Source organism: Oceanobacillus salinisoli, assembly GCF_009733865.1.
GTDB lineage: Bacteria > Bacillota > Bacilli > Bacillales > Amphibacillaceae > Oceanobacillus > Oceanobacillus salinisoli.
The window spans coordinates 295,611-313,476 of sequence record NZ_WOFB01000001.1; the positions used below are offsets into that span (position 1 = coordinate 295,611).

Here is a 17,866-nt window from a genome sequence, read left to right on the forward strand (position 1 = left end):
TACAATACTCAACAATAGCGTAGTGTATTTCCGTAGCGGTAATTTTAGCTCCACCATAATATAAAGTTACTTTGCAGTCTATGTATTTAGTGAAAAAAATAACAAATAATTCGGTGGGATGGATAACTCAGTCCTATCCTTTTAGAAGTTAGAAGACAGCCTTATAGAATAAAAAAAATCCGAACGAATTCGAATTCTAACTAAAGAATTTTGAATCATCGTTCGGACTTTCTTTAACAGATAAGAAAGTATAAATTTTTTGCTTTGATGTCTAGCTCCATCGCCCAGCGACTAGCGGACTTCCCTCACCTCCGTACGATAAGTCAACATCGACTCACTCCGTTCGTCGTGTTTTCTTTATCTCCTGCGGGGACTGTTCGGTTAAAACCGCCGCTTTGCGCGGCAACACCGAACCACCTGGCATGGCCAGGCGCAGTCCGTACGTCGCTAAACGGGCGCTTGCGCTTTTCTTAACTGAAACACTTTTGTCTCAGCCTAAATACTTATTTTTTGAATGTACCTTCACGTTCTTCGGATTGTTCAATCCACTCTTGAAGTTTGTCTTTTAATGTATTAAATCCTGCTGCTGTTTCTGCTTCCTGTTTAGGTGCTTGAACTTTATTCGGCTTAGAAACAGGTCTTTTAGGTGCTTCTTCTGTTGCGCGGATGGACAGGGATACTTTATTTTTCTCATCGTCCACATTTAATACTTTTACTTTTACTTCTTCTCCAACTGATAAATGATCATTAATATCTTTAACAAAACCGTGAGTAATTTCAGAAATATGAACTAACCCTTGAGTTTCTTCATCTAACGCGATAAACGCTCCGTATGGCTGAATTCCAGTAACTTTTCCTTCTAATACTTGACCAGCCTCAAACTTATTTGCCATGCTGAACATCTCCTATTCGATTCTTTTCACACAATATATTATTTTAGCATATAATGGAGATTCCCGCAAAGACTTATTTGTAAACCTCTAGCTTTCGAAAGTTAGCAGGACAAGATGTTTTGCTCAAAAAATATTTATTTCACCATTTTATTAATGAAAATAACACATCTTTTTCTTTCAAAACAAAATCTGGTGAGGGGTGAATTTGATAGGTATTATCACGAATAACTCCAAGTAAAAGGTGTCCTTGCTTTAATAAGATTTGTGATGCTTCGATGAAAGACAGACCCATTAGTTCTTTTGGACACTCTTCATGCGAAAATTGCTTTTGACTTAGGATGTGGATAATATCCTCAAACGGTGTAGCTGTCTTTTTATGGGATAGTTCATGAAAAAATAAAAGACTCATAAAATCATTGGACCTTATAATTGTGGTAGCACCTGCTCTTAAAGCATTTTCAATTTGAACCTTTGATAAGATTTCTGCAATAATTGGAATATCCTTGTTATTTCCACGAATAGCTAATGTAGCAAGAATCGTCCAGTTATCGGCTTGTCTTTCATTTTTGGAATCATCTGCTGTAATGAGAACCCTTGAACCCTGCTGAATGTTTGCCATTTCCAGAACATGATCCTCGGTTGCATCCCCATGAATAAAATGAACAGGATATTCATTATAGAAAATATGTCTTTTCGTTCGGTCAATTAAGACGATTTCAATTTCAGGAAACTTATCCGAAATGGTTTTCACTAGTTGTCTGGTGCGCTCATTCCATCCAATAAAAATAAGGTGATGGTGACCTTTATATTTTAGTTTTCCGTGCTGAAGGTCATGTTCTTTCCTGATTGTTGCAGAAGAAACGGAAGATACATAAAATGCAATCATCGTTCCCCCAGTAAGCATTAATGTTATAGCTACTATTCTTCCAATGGGAGTTAAAGGTACATAATCACCATATCCAACTGTTGCTGCAGTAACAAAAGCCCACCAAATTCCATCAAATATGGTAGGAAACTGAACAGGTTCAACAAAATGTATGATCGCACCAAAAAGAGACATAAGGATAAAAACGAATAAAAGCAGTTTGACAAGAATGGGAAGACGGAAATAAAGATATTTAAATAATTTAATCGTCATGTGTGTCACCTATTAAGGATTTTGTTCTTAATAGTATGGACAAAGTTTTTTCATTGTTATACATCATTTACTATTGGGAAGATAAGGTGTGGGGAGGATAGACCTGAAGAGGAAAGGCTGCGGCAGCGTTACATCGTTGTAGAAAAAGTAAATCAATGAAGTGTTCTTTCGAGCAGGCTGAAGTGTTGTTCTAAGTGCGCATCTACACATAGCTGATTGGGCAGACGCGCACTTGTTTTGCAGTTTCACGTGATTAACCGGCAGTAAGACTCCCACTTCAAGAATTCACGATATTTCAGGAGAATTATCATTTATAAAAAGTTATAGAACCGCTTTAATACTTTGATACACTTCGTCCCAGAAGTCTGTATTGGTTTGGAAGGTTTGCTGCATGGATGTGAACAATTCTTTGAGTTGTTCCTGATAATCAGCAGCATCCTGAGAGGGAAGGGTGCTTCGCTTTTGATCAACACACTCCTGAACTTTTTTGGCGCGCGGTCCCCATTTTGCCACTTCATTACCTTGTTCATCGACAAAAATGAAAATAGGAATAGAACGCGATTTTCCGTTAGTTAAATACTGATCCATTAATTCCAGATTCTCGTCACGTAGCAGCATCCGTACTTCCATTCCCGCTTTTTCAGCAATTTTTAGCAGAATAGGGATATTCAGCATGGCATCTCCGCACCAGTCTTCGGTTAGTACAATGGCACGGAGATTCTTATTTTGTAAATCTTTAAACCAATCCAGGCCTTCTGGTGTATGGAAATGCTGGTAAATATGTAATAATCCTTCCTTATTTTTTTCCATGTTTTCAATATATTCTCTAGCAGGCATCGCTTTTTCAAACCATTGATTTAGTTCCATTATCGACACTCCTTTTCTTTTTATTTTATCGATGTTATCTATCACCGTAAACAAATGTGCTCTTGTGGTAAATTTTTGCTATGATTAATGTAGATGCTGAACGAGGAGGAATTACATATGACGAAATTTAATCAGGAATTTTTAATCGAGCTTTTAAACACTCCATCCCCATCAAGTATGGAGATGCAGATTCAGAAGAAATGGATAAATTATGTGAAAGATTTTGCAGATAATATCATAACCGACAATGCAGGGAATGCTATTGGTGTGTTAAATCCTGATGCCGAGTTTAAAGTATTACTTGCCGGGCACTGTGATGAAATTGCATTAGTAATCAATCGAATTGACGAAAGCGGCTTTTTGCATTTTGAAAAAGTGGGTGGAATTAATCCGAAAGCGGCAGTAGGAATGCATGTTACTGTTTTAGGATATGGAAAAACAGTTACTGGTGTCATCGGAGTGAATGCCCAGCATCATGGAGGATTAAAGGATGATTTTGGGTTAGGGGATTTATTTATTGATTGTGGCTACCAATCCAAAGTGGAAGCGGAAAAACATGTACAGATTGGTGACTTGTGCGTTTATAAAACAGAACCGGAAATTTTAATAGAACGTTATGTATCTGGGCGTGGATTAGATAATCGTACAGGTGCCTTTATTGTTGCGGAGGTTTTAAAACGATTGGCTGAAAAGGGCACAAAGGTTGGCGTATATGCTGCCAGCACGGTAAATGAAGAAACGAATATGGGTGGAGCATATTTTGCTGCAGCGGGAATTGAACCGACCATGGCTCTTGCATGTGATGTAACCTTTGCAACGGATTATCCTGGGGTAAATAAAAACAAGCATGGGGACGTCCGTCTGGAGAAAGGTCCAGTGTTAGCAAAAGGTGCTCCAATCAACATTAAAATCAATCAATTATTGGAAAAGACGGCCAAAAAATTAAATATGAATGTTCAATATGAATTGACACCACGTATGACTGGAACCGATGCGGACAAGATGCGCTTGACTGGAAAAGGAGTTCCCGTTTCACTCGTGTCTCTACCACTTCGGTACATGCACTCTCCAGTTGAAACAGCAAGTTTGAAAGATATAGATGAAGAAATTGACTTGCTCGTAACCATGATTGCAGATTTGACAGGGAATGAGAGCTTAAATCCACTGGAGGACTAAAGAACTACAGAGAAGCAGGCAACTGATTGATCAAGTTGTCTGCTCTTTTTATAATTTAAGAAGAAGATAGGCAATTATTACTCAATCTGAATAAAAGTTTTGAAGATTTAGTTATTCCCCGGGAAATTTACTTATTTCATTCTTTACCCTTCATTTAGTAGATATGAAGTATAATAATTCTGATTATTGTATAAATTTGGTGATTAAGAAAAACCTTTGGAACAAGAGGGTTAGCTTGGCATTTCAGCTGCTAAAGGTGGCGATTCCCCAAAAAGCCCCCACTTTAAGCAACCTGTAAGGGTCGTAAGTTGGATTAGTTTACAAAAATGAGTAATTGGATAGAACAACAACAAACAAAATTTACATAGATTATATAGGGAAGCCAATCCAAAGTGGGTTAGCTTTCCCTATAAAAAATATTAGGTATCATATTTTTAAAATAAACAATTAAACGTTGACCAAGCGAGGGGTAACCAATGTTTATATCTAAATTGGAAAGTGAAAATCTCACAGTTCAACAAATGACAAACCTTTTATTTACTGGTATTGAGGATGATAAAAATACTGGAGATTGTATTTTTGTAGCGGGCAGCAGTACAGCAGTACACTATCGTTTACCTAAAGCGATAGAGCTTTATAAACAAGGGAGGGCTCCTAAAATATTATTTTCAGGAGGTGTGAAGTGGAATGGAAATGGACTTCCAGAAGCAATGATACTAAAAAACAAAGCCATGGCATTAGGAATCCCTGAAAAGGATATTTTAACGGAAGACCAGTCATTACACACACTGGAAAACGTGCTTGCCTCCCTATTGGTGTTGAGCAGGGCATTTCAATTGCACCAAATGGAAAGAATTTTAATTGTAACCACTGCTTATCATATGAGAAGACTGCATTTAACTATGAAAACATATATGCCAAACTGGATAAATTTTAGCTTGTGTCCAGCTATTGATCAAAATACGAGAAAAGATAATTGGTTTCGTAGTGTAGAAGGAAGAAAGCGAGTTGAAGCAGAATGTACGAAGATTATCAACTACGTGAAAAAAGGAGCTTTGAAGGATGAAGATATTAAACTATCAAATTAATATTTACTGAGCGGATTGGTGTTTTTTTAGCTACGTAGAACCTGCTTCTTGTCCAACATTCTCCTAACACGCAAAAAAGCTCTGTCATCGATCAGAGCTTTTTTGCATATTATTCTACTTCCTCTTAGGTACAATCCCAATGGTGCATCTTGATATACATACTAGATTATCCTCTTCATCCGTAATCCTAATTTCCCACACTGCAGTAGTTTTACCCGAATGAATTGGTGTACCTTTAGCAGTAACTATGCCTTCTTTTTTGCTCTTTATGTGGTTGGCGTTAATTTCAATGCCAAACACATTATATTTTTCCAAATCGACATTTGCTGCTGCACCTACACTCGCTACGGTTTCAGCAAGTGCTACAGATGCACCGCCATGCAAGTAGCCAGCAGGTTGATGGGTTCGGTGATCTACTGGCATCGTCATAATAACTTCTTCCTTGTTAATGGAACTTATTTCTATCCCTAAGGATTCCATAAGTGTATGGTTAAAGTTTTGCATGATATTCCCCCTTTTAGAGGATGTTCAAAAAGTCCGGTGAAAAGGACACATCGATAGAGGACCTTCTACTAAAACCGCCCACGTCCTGTGGGCAACGTAGAAGTCACCACCTCCTGTGGAAGCTCGTTGGCTCGCTTTTCCGTTGCTCACGTATTAACTTTATACGTTCCGCTACTCAAAGCTTCGCCGCCTCGAACTTCTCGGTCCTTTTCATCCTCCTTTTTGAACACGCACTTTTAAATGAAATGACTAATGAATAAGGAAATCCCTAACAGAAACCCGTAGATGGTATTTGTCTTTCCAGTTGCTTTCATTGCTGGCATCATCTCAAGTGGTTCGGTTTTTCCACGGAAATTTTTAATCACATTTTTAGCGATAGGTACACTAATAAATGTGAGGAGCGACCATAATGGCAGCAGACCGAGAGTGATATAAACGGCTGTTAAGAAATAAGTAATAATAAATAGAATTGCCATAAATGTAACGGACTTTTCTCTTCCTAATAAAACAGGGATTGTTTTCCGGCCACCTTTTTTATCTCCATCACGGTCTCGAATGTTATTAGCTAAGTTAATGCTGCCAATAAGAATCATAATCGGAATAGAAATCCAAACTACTTTTCCGATTAACACGTCAGTTTGAATGAAATAGCTAATTCCGATAATGACAGAACCCATGAGTAATCCAGATGCTAACTCTCCAAATGGGGTAGAAGAGATGGGCAATGGTCCACCCGTATATAAGTATCCTACTGCCATACAAGCTAAACCAATCACCATAATCCACCAGTTTGATGCAAAACAAATATATACACCAAGCATCATGGCAAAAATGTAAAGAGTAATGGCCAGGTTTTTAATGGTATCTGGTTTAATCCCATCGCGTACAATGGAACCGCCTATTCCGACAGATTCTTCCGTATCCAATCCACGTTTAAAATCATAATATTCATTAAATAAGTTCGTTGCCGTTTGAATCAGCATAGAAGCAATGAGCATGGCCAGGAACAATATCCAATCAATGGAGCCGTCAATATAGGCCAGCATTGTTCCTACAAATACCGGTATAAAAGAAGCGGTAAGAGTATGCGGACGAATCATTCGCCACCATATGTGGAACCCATCTTTTTCATTTAAAGCTTCTCTTAAATTATTATTTTTTTTAGTATACTGCATGGAAGTTTTCCTCCTGAAATGGATTCTACGATAATTTGCTTTTCTGAGAAGTAGTTTAGCATCCAGTTATACTATGCTTGGACTTTATATGTACTGCATGGTTAAGAAAATAACAAAACTAACGAAAAATGCCTTTTTAAATTATCATATTAATTTTAGGAGAATTGTCAGGGGGTGTCAATGATTTCCGCTAGTTGTGATAGACTAATTATGAAAAGGTAAAGGGATTTTCTTGAGAAAGATACAAAAAGAGAATAAAATGTATATGGGTGCTTTTGTCACATATCGGAGGTTTACGTAAAATGATTGAAATAAAAGAGGGACAAGTTGATGTTTTGCTGGAAAAGGCAATAGATAGTCTGGAACATGATGAGGACTTTCAGCTTGTTAGTGTTACGAAAAAAATCGAAAAATATAACGCTCTTCACTTCTTTGAAGGGGCGAAACATATAGAGAAGAATCGTACATTTTGGACGAGTACACAGAAGGATTTTTGCTTAGTTGGTATTGGACAGACCTACGAACTCATTGCCACGGAGTCCCGGTTTGCCAAAACCAAGAAAGCGTGGCAGGAAATATTGGATAAAGCGCTGGTTTATAATCCATACCAAACGCCAGGTACTGGTATTGTTGCACTTGGTGGCATGTCCTTTGACCCGGAAAAAGCTTCCACCTCGTTATGGAAGAATTTTAAGCCGAGTCATTTTACGATTCCGGAATTTTTATTAACGATGAATAATCAAGAATATTATTATACCACCAATACTTTAGTTAGGAAAAATGACCATCCTGCACAATTAGCGAACGAGCTTAAACAAATGGAGGAGAAGCTTTTTTCAGGAACATCGGTATCCAAGCAAGTATTGTCTATTGAAGGAAAGCAGGAAATAATGCCGCTGGAATGGAAAGAAACGGTACGTAAGGCAACCGAAGAAATTCGCCATACCGAAGCGGAAAAAATTGTATTGGCACGAGAAATGCGCTTAACATTTAACGAGAATGCAAATGTAGGGTCCATTATCCAGAAATTAATGGATACCCAGCCAAATAGTTATATATTTGCTTTTGAAAAAGAAGAAGATTGTTTCATTGGTGCAACACCGGAAAGGTTAGTCAAACGTGAAAAAGACCGTCTGCTATCTACCTGTTTAGCTGGAACTGCTCCAAGGGGAAAAACGTTGGAGGAAGATTGGGAACTTAGTGACAGACTGTTACATGATCAGAAAAATCGGGATGAACATGATTTTGTTGTGCAGATGATTAAGCAGGCAATGGAGGATTACTGTTCCGATTTAGATGTTCCAAATGAACCAGTGATATATCCTTTAAAAAATCTCCAGCATTTATATACACCTGTAAGTGGAACATTAAAACCTGGATATAGCTTGTTTGATATTATAGAAAATTTACACCCTACACCAGCCTTGGGTGGAACACCGAGAGATTTATCCCTTGCATTTATTCGAGAAAATGAACAGTTGGACCGAGGCTGGTATGGAGCGCCGATTGGCTGGTTGGACAGCAATCAAAATGGCGAGTTTGCAGTTGCTATTCGTTCAGCACTTTTACAAGAAAAAGAAGCTTCATTATTTGCGGGCTGTGGTGTTGTTAAAGACTCCAAGCCAGATGAAGAATATGAAGAAACAAACATCAAATTTTTGCCGATGTTATCTGTTCTAGGGGGACAGCCATAATGGATCATACGGAAACACTAACTAGATATACCGCAAATTTTGTGGATGAACTAACAAAGAGTGGTGTGATGGATGTCGTTATTTCACCTGGATCTCGTTCCACACCACTTGCCTTAACATTTACAGAACATCCAGCGATGAAGGAATGGGTGCTTGTAGATGAGCGATCCGCTGCATTTTTTGCATTAGGAATGGCGAAGCAAACAGGACGTCCTGTTGTCCTTGTATGCACTTCAGGTACGGCCGCAGCTAATTACTTTCCAGCGGTTGTTGAAGCACATTACAGTAGAATCCCATTAATTGTTCTTACAGCTGATCGTCCGCATGAGCTCCGTGATGTAGGGGCACCACAGGCTATTGAACAAATTAACCTGTACGGGGAATATGTGAAATGGTTCCATGAAATGGCTTTGCCTGAAGCAACCCCGCAAATGCTGCAATACGTAAGGAATAATGCTGCTCGTGCCGTTTATATGGCCGGTGAAGGAAATCCGGGAGTAGTTCATTTGAATTTTCCATTTCGTGAACCACTGACACCTGACTTTACCATAGAAAATATTTGGGAACCAGTTGGTGTCGAGAACTGGGAGCAATCTAGTACGTTTGCCTACGATGGCTTAAAGCAGCTTAATGCTTATCAGCTTCAACTCCTTGTGAAGAAACTGGAGAATCAGGAAAGAGGGTTAATTGTTTGTGGTCCGCAAACAGATAAAAACCTAGCCGAAGCAGTTTCAGAGCTTGCTAGGGAATGGGGGGTGCCTGTACTGGCGGATCCTTTATCCCAAGTGCGAGCAGGTGGTCACTCCATCGACCATATCATTGAAGGCTACGATGCTTTTTTACGAAATAAAACCATTCGTGGCTTATTAAAGCCCGACTTCATTATCCGATTTGGTGCCATGCCTGTTTCTAAGCCGTTCTTATTTTACATGAAAGAAAACAACGATGTGATGCAGTTTGTTGTCGAAAAGCATGCTGGATATAGAGAACCGACTGGCAATACAACGGAATTTATTTTTTCAGACCCAGTTAATTTATGTGAGGATTTACTTGCAGTTGCCGATTTTGAGGAAGAATTTGATGCAGAATGGCTAAAATACTGGCAGGGTATGAATCACATTGCAAAAAAACATTTGCAGGGAAGCAGTGGAGAAAGTATTACAGAAGGAGAAGCCATTCGAAGCTTGTTTAATGTTACTCCCAATGACAGTTATGTCTATGCTGCCAACAGTATGCCAATTCGGGATGTAGACAGTTTTATGATGACAACGAAAAATCAGGTGACGGTCCTTGCCAATCGTGGGGCAAATGGGATTGATGGTTTGATTTCAAGTGGTATGGGAGCAGCAGCTTCTGGGAAACCGGTAACTATTGTTGCAGGTGATTTATCCTTTTATCATGATATGAATGGTTTGTTGGCTGCAAAACAATATAACTTAAATGTGACGATCCTTTTAATTAACAATAATGGTGGTGGAATTTTTTCTTTCTTGCCTCAGTCTAATGATAAGAAACATTTCGAAACTTTGTTTGGAACACCGCTTGAAATGGATTTTAGATATGCTGCCTTTATGTACGGCGGAAAATACGGGGTTGCCCGCACAGAAGGAGAATTAAAAGAATTACTCCTGACGAGCTACAATCAAGAAGGCTTGCATGTCGTTGAAATAAAAACAGACCGAAAAGAGAATGTGACCTGGCATCGTCAAATATGGAGTGCTATTGAACGAGAGATTCTGGAGCGTTGGGGATGATGATTTGTATTACTCGATAAATGATGCCATGTATTGGTATGAGGTTCATGGAGAGGGAGTCCCTGTTGTATTGCTCCATGGATTCACTGGCAGTACATCGACATGGAAGAATTTTACAAAATTTGCTGAAGGGTTCAGACTTATTACTGTCGACTTACCTGGACATGGAAAAACGAAAATTCATACACCTAGAAATATGGAGGAGTGCTGTAACGATATAGAGCTCCTGTTTCGCTCGATTGGACTGGATTCCTTTCACCTTCTTGGTTATTCCATGGGGGGAAGGACGGCATTATCTTATGCCATCATGCATCCTGGAGGAGTCCGATCACTGATTTTAGAAAGTGCTTCTCCAGGTTTATCGGAAGAAAAAGACCGCAACAAACGGATCAAAAATGATGAACAACTAGCCAAAAAGATAGAAAAAGAGGGAATACGAGCGTTTGTGGACTTTTGGGGAAATATCCCGATGTTTGCCTCGCAAAAAGAATTATCTCCGGAGGTTCAGCAGGAAATCAGACAGGAGCGACTTTCCCAATCAGAGGAAGGTTTGTCAATGTCCTTAAGATATATGGGAACAGGAAAGCAGCCATCCTGGTGGGAACACCTCCCATCTATGCGAATTCCCGTTTTATTACTTGTTGGGGAACGGGATGAAAAGTTTATCCAAATCAATAAAAAGATGCAAAAATTGTTGATTTCGTGTAAGCTAAAAATATGTGAACAAGCAGGACATGCAGTTCACGTGGAAAAGCCAGATATTTTTGGTAAACTAGTAACATCATTTATGAAAGACAATACATAACAGTTATAAAAAAGGAGGATTCGTATGACTGCTGAATGGAAAATAGCAAGGGAATATGAAGAAATAATTTATGAAAAATATAATGGGGTTGCGAAAGTAACTATTAATCGTCCAGAGAAACGCAATGCATTTACACCACTTACCGTGAATGAAATGATTGACGCATTTGCCGATGCACGTGATGATTCAGATATTGGTGTGATTGTGCTTGCTGGGGAAGGCGATAAAGCATTTTGTTCTGGTGGAGACCAATCTGTTCGTGGACATGGTGGATATGTAGGTAGTGATGAAATTCCACGTTTGAATGTACTCGACTTACAGCGACTAATCCGTACTATTCCGAAACCGGTAATTGCTATGGTTTCAGGGTATGCTATTGGTGGTGGACATGTGCTGCATGTGGTTTGTGACATTACGATTGCTGCAGATAATGCTATTTTTGGACAAACTGGACCAAAAGTAGGAAGCTTTGATGCGGGTTATGGCGCAGGATACCTTGCGCGTTTAGTAGGGCATAAACGTGCTCGTGAAATTTGGTACCTATGCCGTCAATACAATGCAGAAGAAGCATATGAAATGGGCTTGGTCAATAAAGTCGTACCCCTGGAAAAACTGGAAGAAGAGACATTACAATGGTGTGAAGAGATTCTAGAAAAATCACCAACAGCACTTCGTTTCCTAAAAGCTTCCTTTAACGCTGATACGGATGGATTGGCCGGATTGCAGCAGCTTGGTGGAGATGCAACATTGCTTTATTATACAACAGATGAGGCAAAAGAAGGACGAGACGCTTTTAAAGAGAAAAGAAAACCAAACTTCAAGAAATTCCCGCGTTTCCCTTGATTTTGTATTGTAATAAATTAACTTTCCCCCCCTTGCTTTGTGGAGCAAGGGTTTTTCATTTATAATCATTTGTTTACATTAGCGCAGGATGAATTTTGATGGAGTATGTGTAAAAATATAGGCTATTTCTAAAAGATTTGTTTTAACACTATATACATAAACTGCTCACCAGCCGCCCGCGTAGTGTATTTCCGGAGCGGTAGGTGTAGCTCCAATATTATCTCAAGTTAGTTCGCACTTTACATCAACTGTAAGGATTAAAGAGTTGCAAAAATTACGAAAAGAACCTAGGAAATAAGAAAAGTACTACATTCACTAAATAAAGGGAATGACTTTTCAATCTGACAACTATTTTAAGAAAGGGAAATATCTATGACAGAAACGATTCCACATTGGCTAACCAAACAAGCAGATCTCGCACCAAATCAAATTGCTATTGAACTCGATAATGGAGAGATATGCACCTTCAATGAGCTGAAGGTGAGCAGTCAAAAGTTTGCCAGGAAATTAGCGCAATCGGGTGTTCAAGAAGGTACACATGTTGGAATTTTATCGAATAACAGCATTTCCATGATTGCTGCCATCCATGCTCTTAGTTACCTTGGAGCGGTGGGGGTTTTATTGAATACCAGATTAACTGCAGAGGAACTGAATTATCAAGTAAAGGATGCAGATGTATCCCTATTGTTAACTGCAGAGGAATTAAAAGAAGAAGGAAGGCAGTTACAGGTGGATTCCATCCAAAGCTTTTCAGAGATCCATTATTTGCCGGAAAAGGATGTAAGATTAAGGACAGAACTTAGACTCGATGATACATTTACAATTATTTACACATCTGGAACGACTGGTTTTCCAAAAGGAGTCATTCATACATATGGAAATCATTGGTGGAGTGCAATAGGTTCCGCACTTAATTTAGGCCTGAGTGAACATGATAAATGGCTCATCGCGTTGCCTATTTTTCATGTCAGTGGATTGTCCACATCCATTAAAAGTGTCATATACGGGATGCCTATTTACCTTTTGGAAAGCTTTAATGTTACAAAAGTACATGATGCCCTGATGTCGAAAAGGATTACTATTATCTCTGTTGTTACTATGATGGTTCAAAACCTGCTGAATCAATTAGGGGAGAATACATACCCTGACACAGTGAGATGCTTCCTGCTTGGAGGAGGCCCGGCACCAAAACCGATGCTGGAAAAAGCAAAAGAGAAGCGTGTCCCAGTTTTTCAATCCTATGGTATGACCGAAACTTCCTCACAAATTGTTACATTAAGCCCAAAAGATGCACTTGAAAAAATAGGATCCGCTGGAAAACCGTTATTCCCGGCTCAATTAAAAGTTGAACATCCAGACGAGAATTCTGTTGGAGAAATCATGGTAAAAGGACCTATGGTAACCAAAGGATACTATAAAAAGGATGGTGTAAATAAAAAGGCTTTTAAAGACGGGTGGTTAGCAACCGGAGACATGGGCTATCTGGATGAGGATGGATTTTTATATGTGGTGGATCGCCGAAAAGATCTAATTATTTCTGGAGGAGAAAATATTTACCCATCGGAAATTGAAAGTGTGCTTACAGGAATGAAGCAAATTAAAGAAGTCGGTGTAACCGGAAAACCGGATGATACTTGGGGGAAGGTTCCTGTTGCATTTATCGTAAAAAATGAAGCTGTTAAAGCAGAGGAAATCTTAGCTTTTGCAGAAAATCGTCTTGCCAAATATAAACTGCCAAAAGAAATTTATTTTGTAGACAAACTGCCAAGGAATGCATCCAACAAGCTGGTCAGAAGCAAACTCCTTGAGTTACAGGATAATTACTAATTACGAAAGATTGTTTTCTAAAAAAATGTTGGTTTTGCGACAAAATTGAAAAAGTTAGACATAAGCGTAACTTGATTTCAGCTACGGACAGTAGTTTTCTGCGATCAAAAAACGCTTACTGAGGAGTTTCATCGTCTTCGCTTTCTCTTAGTAGTAGACTGCCGTCCGCTCTAATCAACCATTACGATAGTCGATAAATAAATCAAGTATAATCAAACAAAAAAGTTACAAAGGACTATACCAGCGAAGGAAATACACGGAGACTCCTGCGGGAAAAGAGGCTCACCAGACGCCCTAAGGTGCGCGTAGTGTATTTCCGTAGCGGTAGATAAAGCTCCAACATTATCTAAACCTATGTTGGACATCCTCTCAACTACGATGATGAAATATAGGAACAAACTTACTAAAAGAGCTTTTATGGGAGAATAGTATCTATATTTGAAGCCAAATTAGTAATAGGAGGTGTTCTGTATGGAAAGAAGAAAATATTATGTAAATGTTGCAGATGGAGAAATCTCACATAGAAAACATGACAACCATGATTATTTGGAAATTCATGCAACCGACTCGGAGTTAAGTACATTACGAAGAAAATTTAACAACATGCATGATGCCGGATTCGGTACTTTTGTCCGAGCCCACATCCCGATTATTGAATACCATAATGATTCTTCTAATGATCGCTATGACGAAAATTTACTGGATGTTTATCAAATGCTGCATGATTTAGGAAATAAAAAAACTAGAGAGCATATTGAAAGTATGGGAATACTGGACGACAGACCTATGTGAAAATGTAAGTGAAATATGTTATCTTATATATAGTTGCTCGTCCAATAAATATGGAATACTAAATTTCCTGTCGCATCGAGGTTTAACCCCTTAGAAAAAAAGGAATAGTATGATAAAGAATACTAAGGGGGATACACATGAAAAAAATGGCCGTCATTCTAGGTGTTTTATCTGTATGTTTTATCGTCGTTATTTTAAGTATAACGAATGAAACTGCATTACCGGTATCCGCTAAGAATCATCAGCTGATTTCATCTTCACTGGAAAAGGATGAAATGCTGCGAATCAATCATAATAGGCAATTAAACCACGAGGAAATTGTAGTGTTAACCGATGAGTTTATGGATATATTAGTTCAGGACACAGGAGAAGACTATAAAGTAGCGGACTTTCATACAGTCGAATCGTTGCTTACAGAATTTAAACGTGTAGCCACTAAAGAAGCTGCTTCTCCTTATGTTGAATATTACTATGAAGAAGAGCCAGATGGATTATATATATTACCAACGGAAACCCCGCCATGGTTTATTGCTGATAATGACTATGAAATAGAGTATATCAGTGATAATCATGTGAAAATCATACAGGAAAATACAACCGATATGTACGGAGAGTATGTGATAGAAATCGAATTTACATACGATTCCACCTGGAAAATATCCAATATTACACATCGATAGCAAGTTGGGAAAAAGGCAGTTGAAGTTTTTGAAAACATTTAGAGATTATTACAATAATGAAGTAACCTTATCCTTTAAGGACCATCCTTTTACAAATAATCCAAAACATGTTTGGGTTATTTGTAAATATCAGAATAACTGGCTCTTAACCAAGCATAAGGAAAGAGGATTGGAATTTCCTGGAGGCAAAGTGGAAGCAGGAGAGGATTCTGTACAGGCAGCTATCCGTGAAATTAAAGAAGAAACTGGTGGAATCGTTGCTAATATACACTATATAGGTCAGTACCATGTAAATGGTAAAAGTGATTCGGTGGTTAAGAGTGTGTATTATGCCGTGATTGACAGGCTGGAAGAACAGGAGACCTATTATGAAACCGATGGACCCATTCTCCTAGATAAAATTCCGGCAAATGTTAAATATAATGAACGTTTCAGTTTTATTATGAAAGATCACGTACTGGATTATTGTCTGGAACAAATAAAATGTATGTCTAAGATCAGATCATGAATGATTTGGTCTTATTTTTTTCAAAGAATGTATTCCATATTTGATATAAACTTTGAACTAATGAAAATTCCCAACGTGATGCTCTCGCTTATACTAATGATTATAGCGTGCTTCATCCGCTCCGGCAGAATACTTACGGTTCGTGGGCACGACCTAAAGCCTCATCAAGGAAAAGCGTAAGTGCGCCTCTAGTCTTCTATTAACGCTCCTTAGTAGGCTTCCTCGGCGCAAGGGAACAAAGAAGATTACTCAAGTAGTAACCGCGCTGCTAAAGTATAGACACGAGTGATAAATGCCCTCTAATGGTTGATATCCCGCTTGCGCTGGTTGATATATGCTTTCTTTGTGTTGATATTTTGCGTAACGGTCGATATCTGCTTCTTTATGGTCAACCGCGGAAGTCGCAGTGTATTTCCGTGGCGGTAAGTTGGTGCTCCAACATCATTTAAAGTTAGTTCGCAGTTTATATATATTCCATAACAACAAATTTTTCGAAAAGAAACTATTTCAAAGTAAACAAGAAATCGGTGAATTCCGATTTCTTGTTATGTGGTATGCTTGATTAGCCATCCTTCTAGTTTTTCTACTACTTTATACATAATTGCAGCGAGTATGGCGATGATAACGAGGCTTGACATGACGAGAGTGAAGTCAAATACCTGGAACCCATAAATGATTAAATAACCTAAACCTTGTTTGGAAACTAGATATTCTCCAACAATTACCCCGACCCAGGATAAACCGACATTTACTTTTAACATAGATATCATTGTTGGCATGGTTGCCGGGAACACAGCTTCTTTAAAGCATTGCCATCTTGTTGCCCCAAAGCTCTTTAATACTTTGGAATAGTTCGGATCGACTTCATTAAAAGCAGAATATACAGTCAATGTTGTAATGACAACGGAAACAAGGAACCCCATCGTAATTATGGCAGAATATCCCGGACCTAGCGCAACAATGATGATTGGACCAAGTGCCACTTTTGGCATCGCATTTAATACAACAAGATAAGGATCCATAATTTTTGAAAACCGGGTAAAGGACCATAACAGCGTGGCAAGAATTACCCCGCCAATAGTACCGATAATGAAGCCTAAAATAGTTTCAAATAACGTGACAGATAAATGGGTAAACATGGAACCATTTGAAAATCGTTCAAAAAGTAATTCGAAAATTCGACTTGGCGAACTAAATAGTAGTGGGTCAATCCAATATAATCGACTGGAGAATTCCCATAAAACAAAGAATGCAAATAGAATGATGAATTGCCACATTGTTACAATGTTGTTTTCCCTTTTGCTTTTCTTTAAATAATTTTCAAATAATTGTTCATCATTCTTCATTTGACACCACCTTCTCTTCTGTCCAGTTCTTCCCAAACCTTGTCAAATAACGGTTGATATTTAGGATGTTTACGGGCATTTAGTGGTGTTGCCTGGCGTATTTCGATAGGTACTTCAAACGTTTTGGAAATACTGCCAGGGTTGGAACGCATTACTAAAATTCTGTCACTCATCGCAATCGCCTCACCGATATCATGGGTAACAAGAATGGCTGTTTTGTGATAATTCTTTAACAGTTTTCCGACTAAATCTTCCAGTTTAAGCTTTGTCTGATAGTCAAGTGCGGAAAAAGGCTCATCCAGAAGTAGAATTTTAGGATCATTCACGAGAGTCCTAACTAGTGCTGCCCGTTGACGCATGCCCCCGGATAAGGAAGAAGGATAATTATTTTGAACATCTGTTAATCCTACTTCTTTCAGCATTTTGATTGCTGTATCCTTCCATTCATTTGTAGGTTTTTGATTAATCTTCGGTCCAATCAATACATTGTCAATAATCGTCTTCCAGGGAAAAAGATAATCTTCTTGAAGCATGTATCCAATCGCAAGTTTTGATTCCTGAATTGGTTTTTCTTCGAGTAAAACCTTTCCTTCCGTTTGTTTGATGATTCCAGCGATAATTGAAAGTATAGTTGATTTGCCGCACCCACTGGGACCAAGCAATGCAACAAATTCTCCTTCTTTTAAGGAAAAAGATATATCTTCCAGTGCTTTTGTATATCCAGTTTTGGAAAAATAGTGGTGTGAAACATGTTCTAAGGTTAGAAATGACAACGT

General features: G+C 38.5%; 17 protein-coding genes. 10 read left to right on the forward strand and 7 right to left on the reverse strand.

Going from position 1 to position 17,866, the window contains the following annotated elements:
* Nucleotides 1-503: 503 nt before the first annotated feature.
* The 3 genes from yugI to GMJ66_RS01350 all read right to left on the reverse strand — a co-directional run bounded on the left by yugI (nt 504) and on the right by GMJ66_RS01350 (nt 2,898).
* A complete protein-coding gene (yugI, locus tag GMJ66_RS01340) occupies nt 504-893 on the reverse strand; it encodes a S1 domain-containing post-transcriptional regulator GSP13 (RefSeq protein ID WP_156288539.1) in 390 nt (129 codons plus the stop codon).
* A gap of 139 nt (nt 894-1,032) precedes the next feature.
* Complete coding sequence (locus GMJ66_RS01345; RefSeq protein WP_156288540.1) at nt 1,033-2,031, reverse strand: potassium channel family protein; 999 nt, start codon at nt 2,029-2,031, stop codon at nt 1,033-1,035.
* 321 nt (nt 2,032-2,352) lie between these two features.
* Nucleotides 2,353-2,898: a thioredoxin family protein gene (locus tag GMJ66_RS01350; protein WP_156288541.1), complete on the reverse strand. Its 546-nt coding sequence runs from the start codon at nt 2,896-2,898 to the stop codon at nt 2,353-2,355.
* Nucleotides 2,899-3,015: 117 nt separating this feature from the next.
* On the opposite strand from GMJ66_RS01350, the gene GMJ66_RS01355 reads away from it, so the two are divergent.
* Complete coding sequence (locus GMJ66_RS01355; RefSeq protein ID WP_156288542.1) at nt 3,016-4,074, forward strand: M20/M25/M40 family metallo-hydrolase; 1,059 nt, start codon at nt 3,016-3,018, stop codon at nt 4,072-4,074.
* A 476-nt stretch (nt 4,075-4,550) separates the two neighbouring features.
* Nucleotides 4,551-5,162, forward strand: a complete 612-nt coding sequence (locus GMJ66_RS01360; protein ID WP_156288543.1) for a YdcF family protein — start codon at nt 4,551-4,553, stop codon at nt 5,160-5,162.
* 114 nt (nt 5,163-5,276) lie between these two features.
* Here the strand turns inward: GMJ66_RS01360 and GMJ66_RS01365 are convergent, their stop codons facing one another.
* Together GMJ66_RS01365 and GMJ66_RS01370 are read right to left on the reverse strand one after the other, a co-directional pair.
* Entirely contained in the window at nt 5,277-5,666 is a 390-nt protein-coding gene (locus GMJ66_RS01365; RefSeq protein WP_156288544.1) for a hotdog fold thioesterase, read from the reverse strand.
* 236 nt (nt 5,667-5,902) lie between these two features.
* Entirely contained in the window at nt 5,903-6,841 is a 939-nt protein-coding gene (locus tag GMJ66_RS01370; protein ID WP_156288545.1) for a 1,4-dihydroxy-2-naphthoate polyprenyltransferase, read from the reverse strand.
* A 302-nt stretch (nt 6,842-7,143) separates the two neighbouring features.
* Between GMJ66_RS01370 and GMJ66_RS01375 the strand changes: the two genes are divergently transcribed.
* From GMJ66_RS01375 to ytkD, 8 genes are all read left to right on the forward strand, one after another.
* Nucleotides 7,144-8,535, forward strand: coding sequence for an isochorismate synthase (locus tag GMJ66_RS01375; RefSeq protein ID WP_156288546.1), 1,392 nt, complete (start codon nt 7,144-7,146; stop codon nt 8,533-8,535).
* Entirely contained in the window at nt 8,535-10,289 is a 1,755-nt protein-coding gene (gene menD, locus GMJ66_RS01380; RefSeq protein ID WP_156288547.1) for a 2-succinyl-5-enolpyruvyl-6-hydroxy-3-cyclohexene-1-carboxylic-acid synthase, read from the forward strand. The genes GMJ66_RS01375 and menD overlap by 1 nt, the downstream gene beginning before the upstream one ends.
* Before the next feature lie 4 nt (nt 10,290-10,293).
* Complete coding sequence (gene menH / locus GMJ66_RS01385; protein WP_231514777.1) at nt 10,294-11,094, forward strand: 2-succinyl-6-hydroxy-2,4-cyclohexadiene-1-carboxylate synthase; 801 nt, start codon at nt 10,294-10,296, stop codon at nt 11,092-11,094.
* Between the two features lie 24 nt (nt 11,095-11,118).
* Nucleotides 11,119-11,937 (forward strand): 1,4-dihydroxy-2-naphthoyl-CoA synthase, encoded by an 819-nt coding sequence (gene menB, locus GMJ66_RS01390; protein WP_156288548.1) that lies wholly within the window; start codon nt 11,119-11,121, stop codon nt 11,935-11,937.
* A 372-nt stretch (nt 11,938-12,309) separates the two neighbouring features.
* Nucleotides 12,310-13,764, forward strand: coding sequence for an o-succinylbenzoate--CoA ligase (locus GMJ66_RS01395; RefSeq protein ID WP_156288549.1), 1,455 nt, complete (start codon nt 12,310-12,312; stop codon nt 13,762-13,764).
* Between the two features lie 471 nt (nt 13,765-14,235).
* Nucleotides 14,236-14,556 (forward strand): hydrolase, encoded by a 321-nt coding sequence (locus tag GMJ66_RS01400; protein WP_156288550.1) that lies wholly within the window; start codon nt 14,236-14,238, stop codon nt 14,554-14,556.
* 137 nt (nt 14,557-14,693) lie between these two features.
* Nucleotides 14,694-15,236 carry a hypothetical protein gene (locus GMJ66_RS01405; protein ID WP_156288551.1) on the forward strand — a complete coding sequence of 181 codons (543 nt, stop codon included), beginning with the start codon at nt 14,694-14,696 and terminating at the stop codon, nt 15,234-15,236.
* A 28-nt stretch (nt 15,237-15,264) separates the two neighbouring features.
* Complete coding sequence (gene ytkD / locus GMJ66_RS01410) at nt 15,265-15,744, forward strand: RNA deprotection pyrophosphohydrolase (RefSeq protein WP_156288552.1); 480 nt, start codon at nt 15,265-15,267, stop codon at nt 15,742-15,744.
* A gap of 545 nt (nt 15,745-16,289) precedes the next feature.
* Here ytkD and GMJ66_RS01415 read toward each other — a convergent pair.
* Together GMJ66_RS01415 and GMJ66_RS01420 are read right to left on the reverse strand one after the other, a co-directional pair.
* Nucleotides 16,290-17,090: an ABC transporter permease gene (locus GMJ66_RS01415; protein WP_156288553.1), complete on the reverse strand. Its 801-nt coding sequence runs from the start codon at nt 17,088-17,090 to the stop codon at nt 16,290-16,292.
* Complete coding sequence (locus GMJ66_RS01420; RefSeq protein WP_156288554.1) at nt 17,087-17,863, reverse strand: ABC transporter ATP-binding protein; 777 nt, start codon at nt 17,861-17,863, stop codon at nt 17,087-17,089. The genes GMJ66_RS01415 and GMJ66_RS01420 overlap by 4 nt, the downstream gene beginning before the upstream one ends.
* Nucleotides 17,864-17,866 lie beyond the last annotated feature (3 nt).

Excerpts from the sequence above, each read along its gene's own strand:
- yugI (WP_156288539.1), bottom strand. The coding sequence starts at position 893 with ATGGCAAATAAGTTTGAGGCTGGTCAAGTATTAGAAGGAAAAGTTACT.
- GMJ66_RS01345 (WP_156288540.1), bottom strand. The coding sequence starts at position 2,031 with ATGACGATTAAATTATTTAAATATCTTTATTTCCGTCTTCCCATTCTT.
- GMJ66_RS01350 (WP_156288541.1), bottom strand. The coding sequence starts at position 2,898 with ATGGAACTAAATCAATGGTTTGAAAAAGCGATGCCTGCTAGAGAATAT.
- GMJ66_RS01355 (WP_156288542.1), top strand. The coding sequence starts at position 3,016 with ATGACGAAATTTAATCAGGAATTTTTAATCGAGCTTTTAAACACTCCA.
- GMJ66_RS01360 (WP_156288543.1), top strand. The coding sequence starts at position 4,551 with ATGTTTATATCTAAATTGGAAAGTGAAAATCTCACAGTTCAACAAATG.
- GMJ66_RS01365 (WP_156288544.1), bottom strand. The coding sequence starts at position 5,666 with ATGCAAAACTTTAACCATACACTTATGGAATCCTTAGGGATAGAAATA.
- GMJ66_RS01370 (WP_156288545.1), bottom strand. The coding sequence starts at position 6,841 with ATGCAGTATACTAAAAAAAATAATAATTTAAGAGAAGCTTTAAATGAA.
- GMJ66_RS01375 (WP_156288546.1), top strand. The coding sequence starts at position 7,144 with ATGATTGAAATAAAAGAGGGACAAGTTGATGTTTTGCTGGAAAAGGCA.
- menD (WP_156288547.1), top strand. The coding sequence starts at position 8,535 with ATGGATCATACGGAAACACTAACTAGATATACCGCAAATTTTGTGGAT.
- menB (WP_156288548.1), top strand. The coding sequence starts at position 11,119 with ATGACTGCTGAATGGAAAATAGCAAGGGAATATGAAGAAATAATTTAT.
- GMJ66_RS01395 (WP_156288549.1), top strand. The coding sequence starts at position 12,310 with ATGACAGAAACGATTCCACATTGGCTAACCAAACAAGCAGATCTCGCA.
- GMJ66_RS01400 (WP_156288550.1), top strand. The coding sequence starts at position 14,236 with ATGGAAAGAAGAAAATATTATGTAAATGTTGCAGATGGAGAAATCTCA.
- GMJ66_RS01405 (WP_156288551.1), top strand. The coding sequence starts at position 14,694 with ATGAAAAAAATGGCCGTCATTCTAGGTGTTTTATCTGTATGTTTTATC.
- GMJ66_RS01415 (WP_156288553.1), bottom strand. The coding sequence starts at position 17,090 with ATGAAGAATGATGAACAATTATTTGAAAATTATTTAAAGAAAAGCAAA.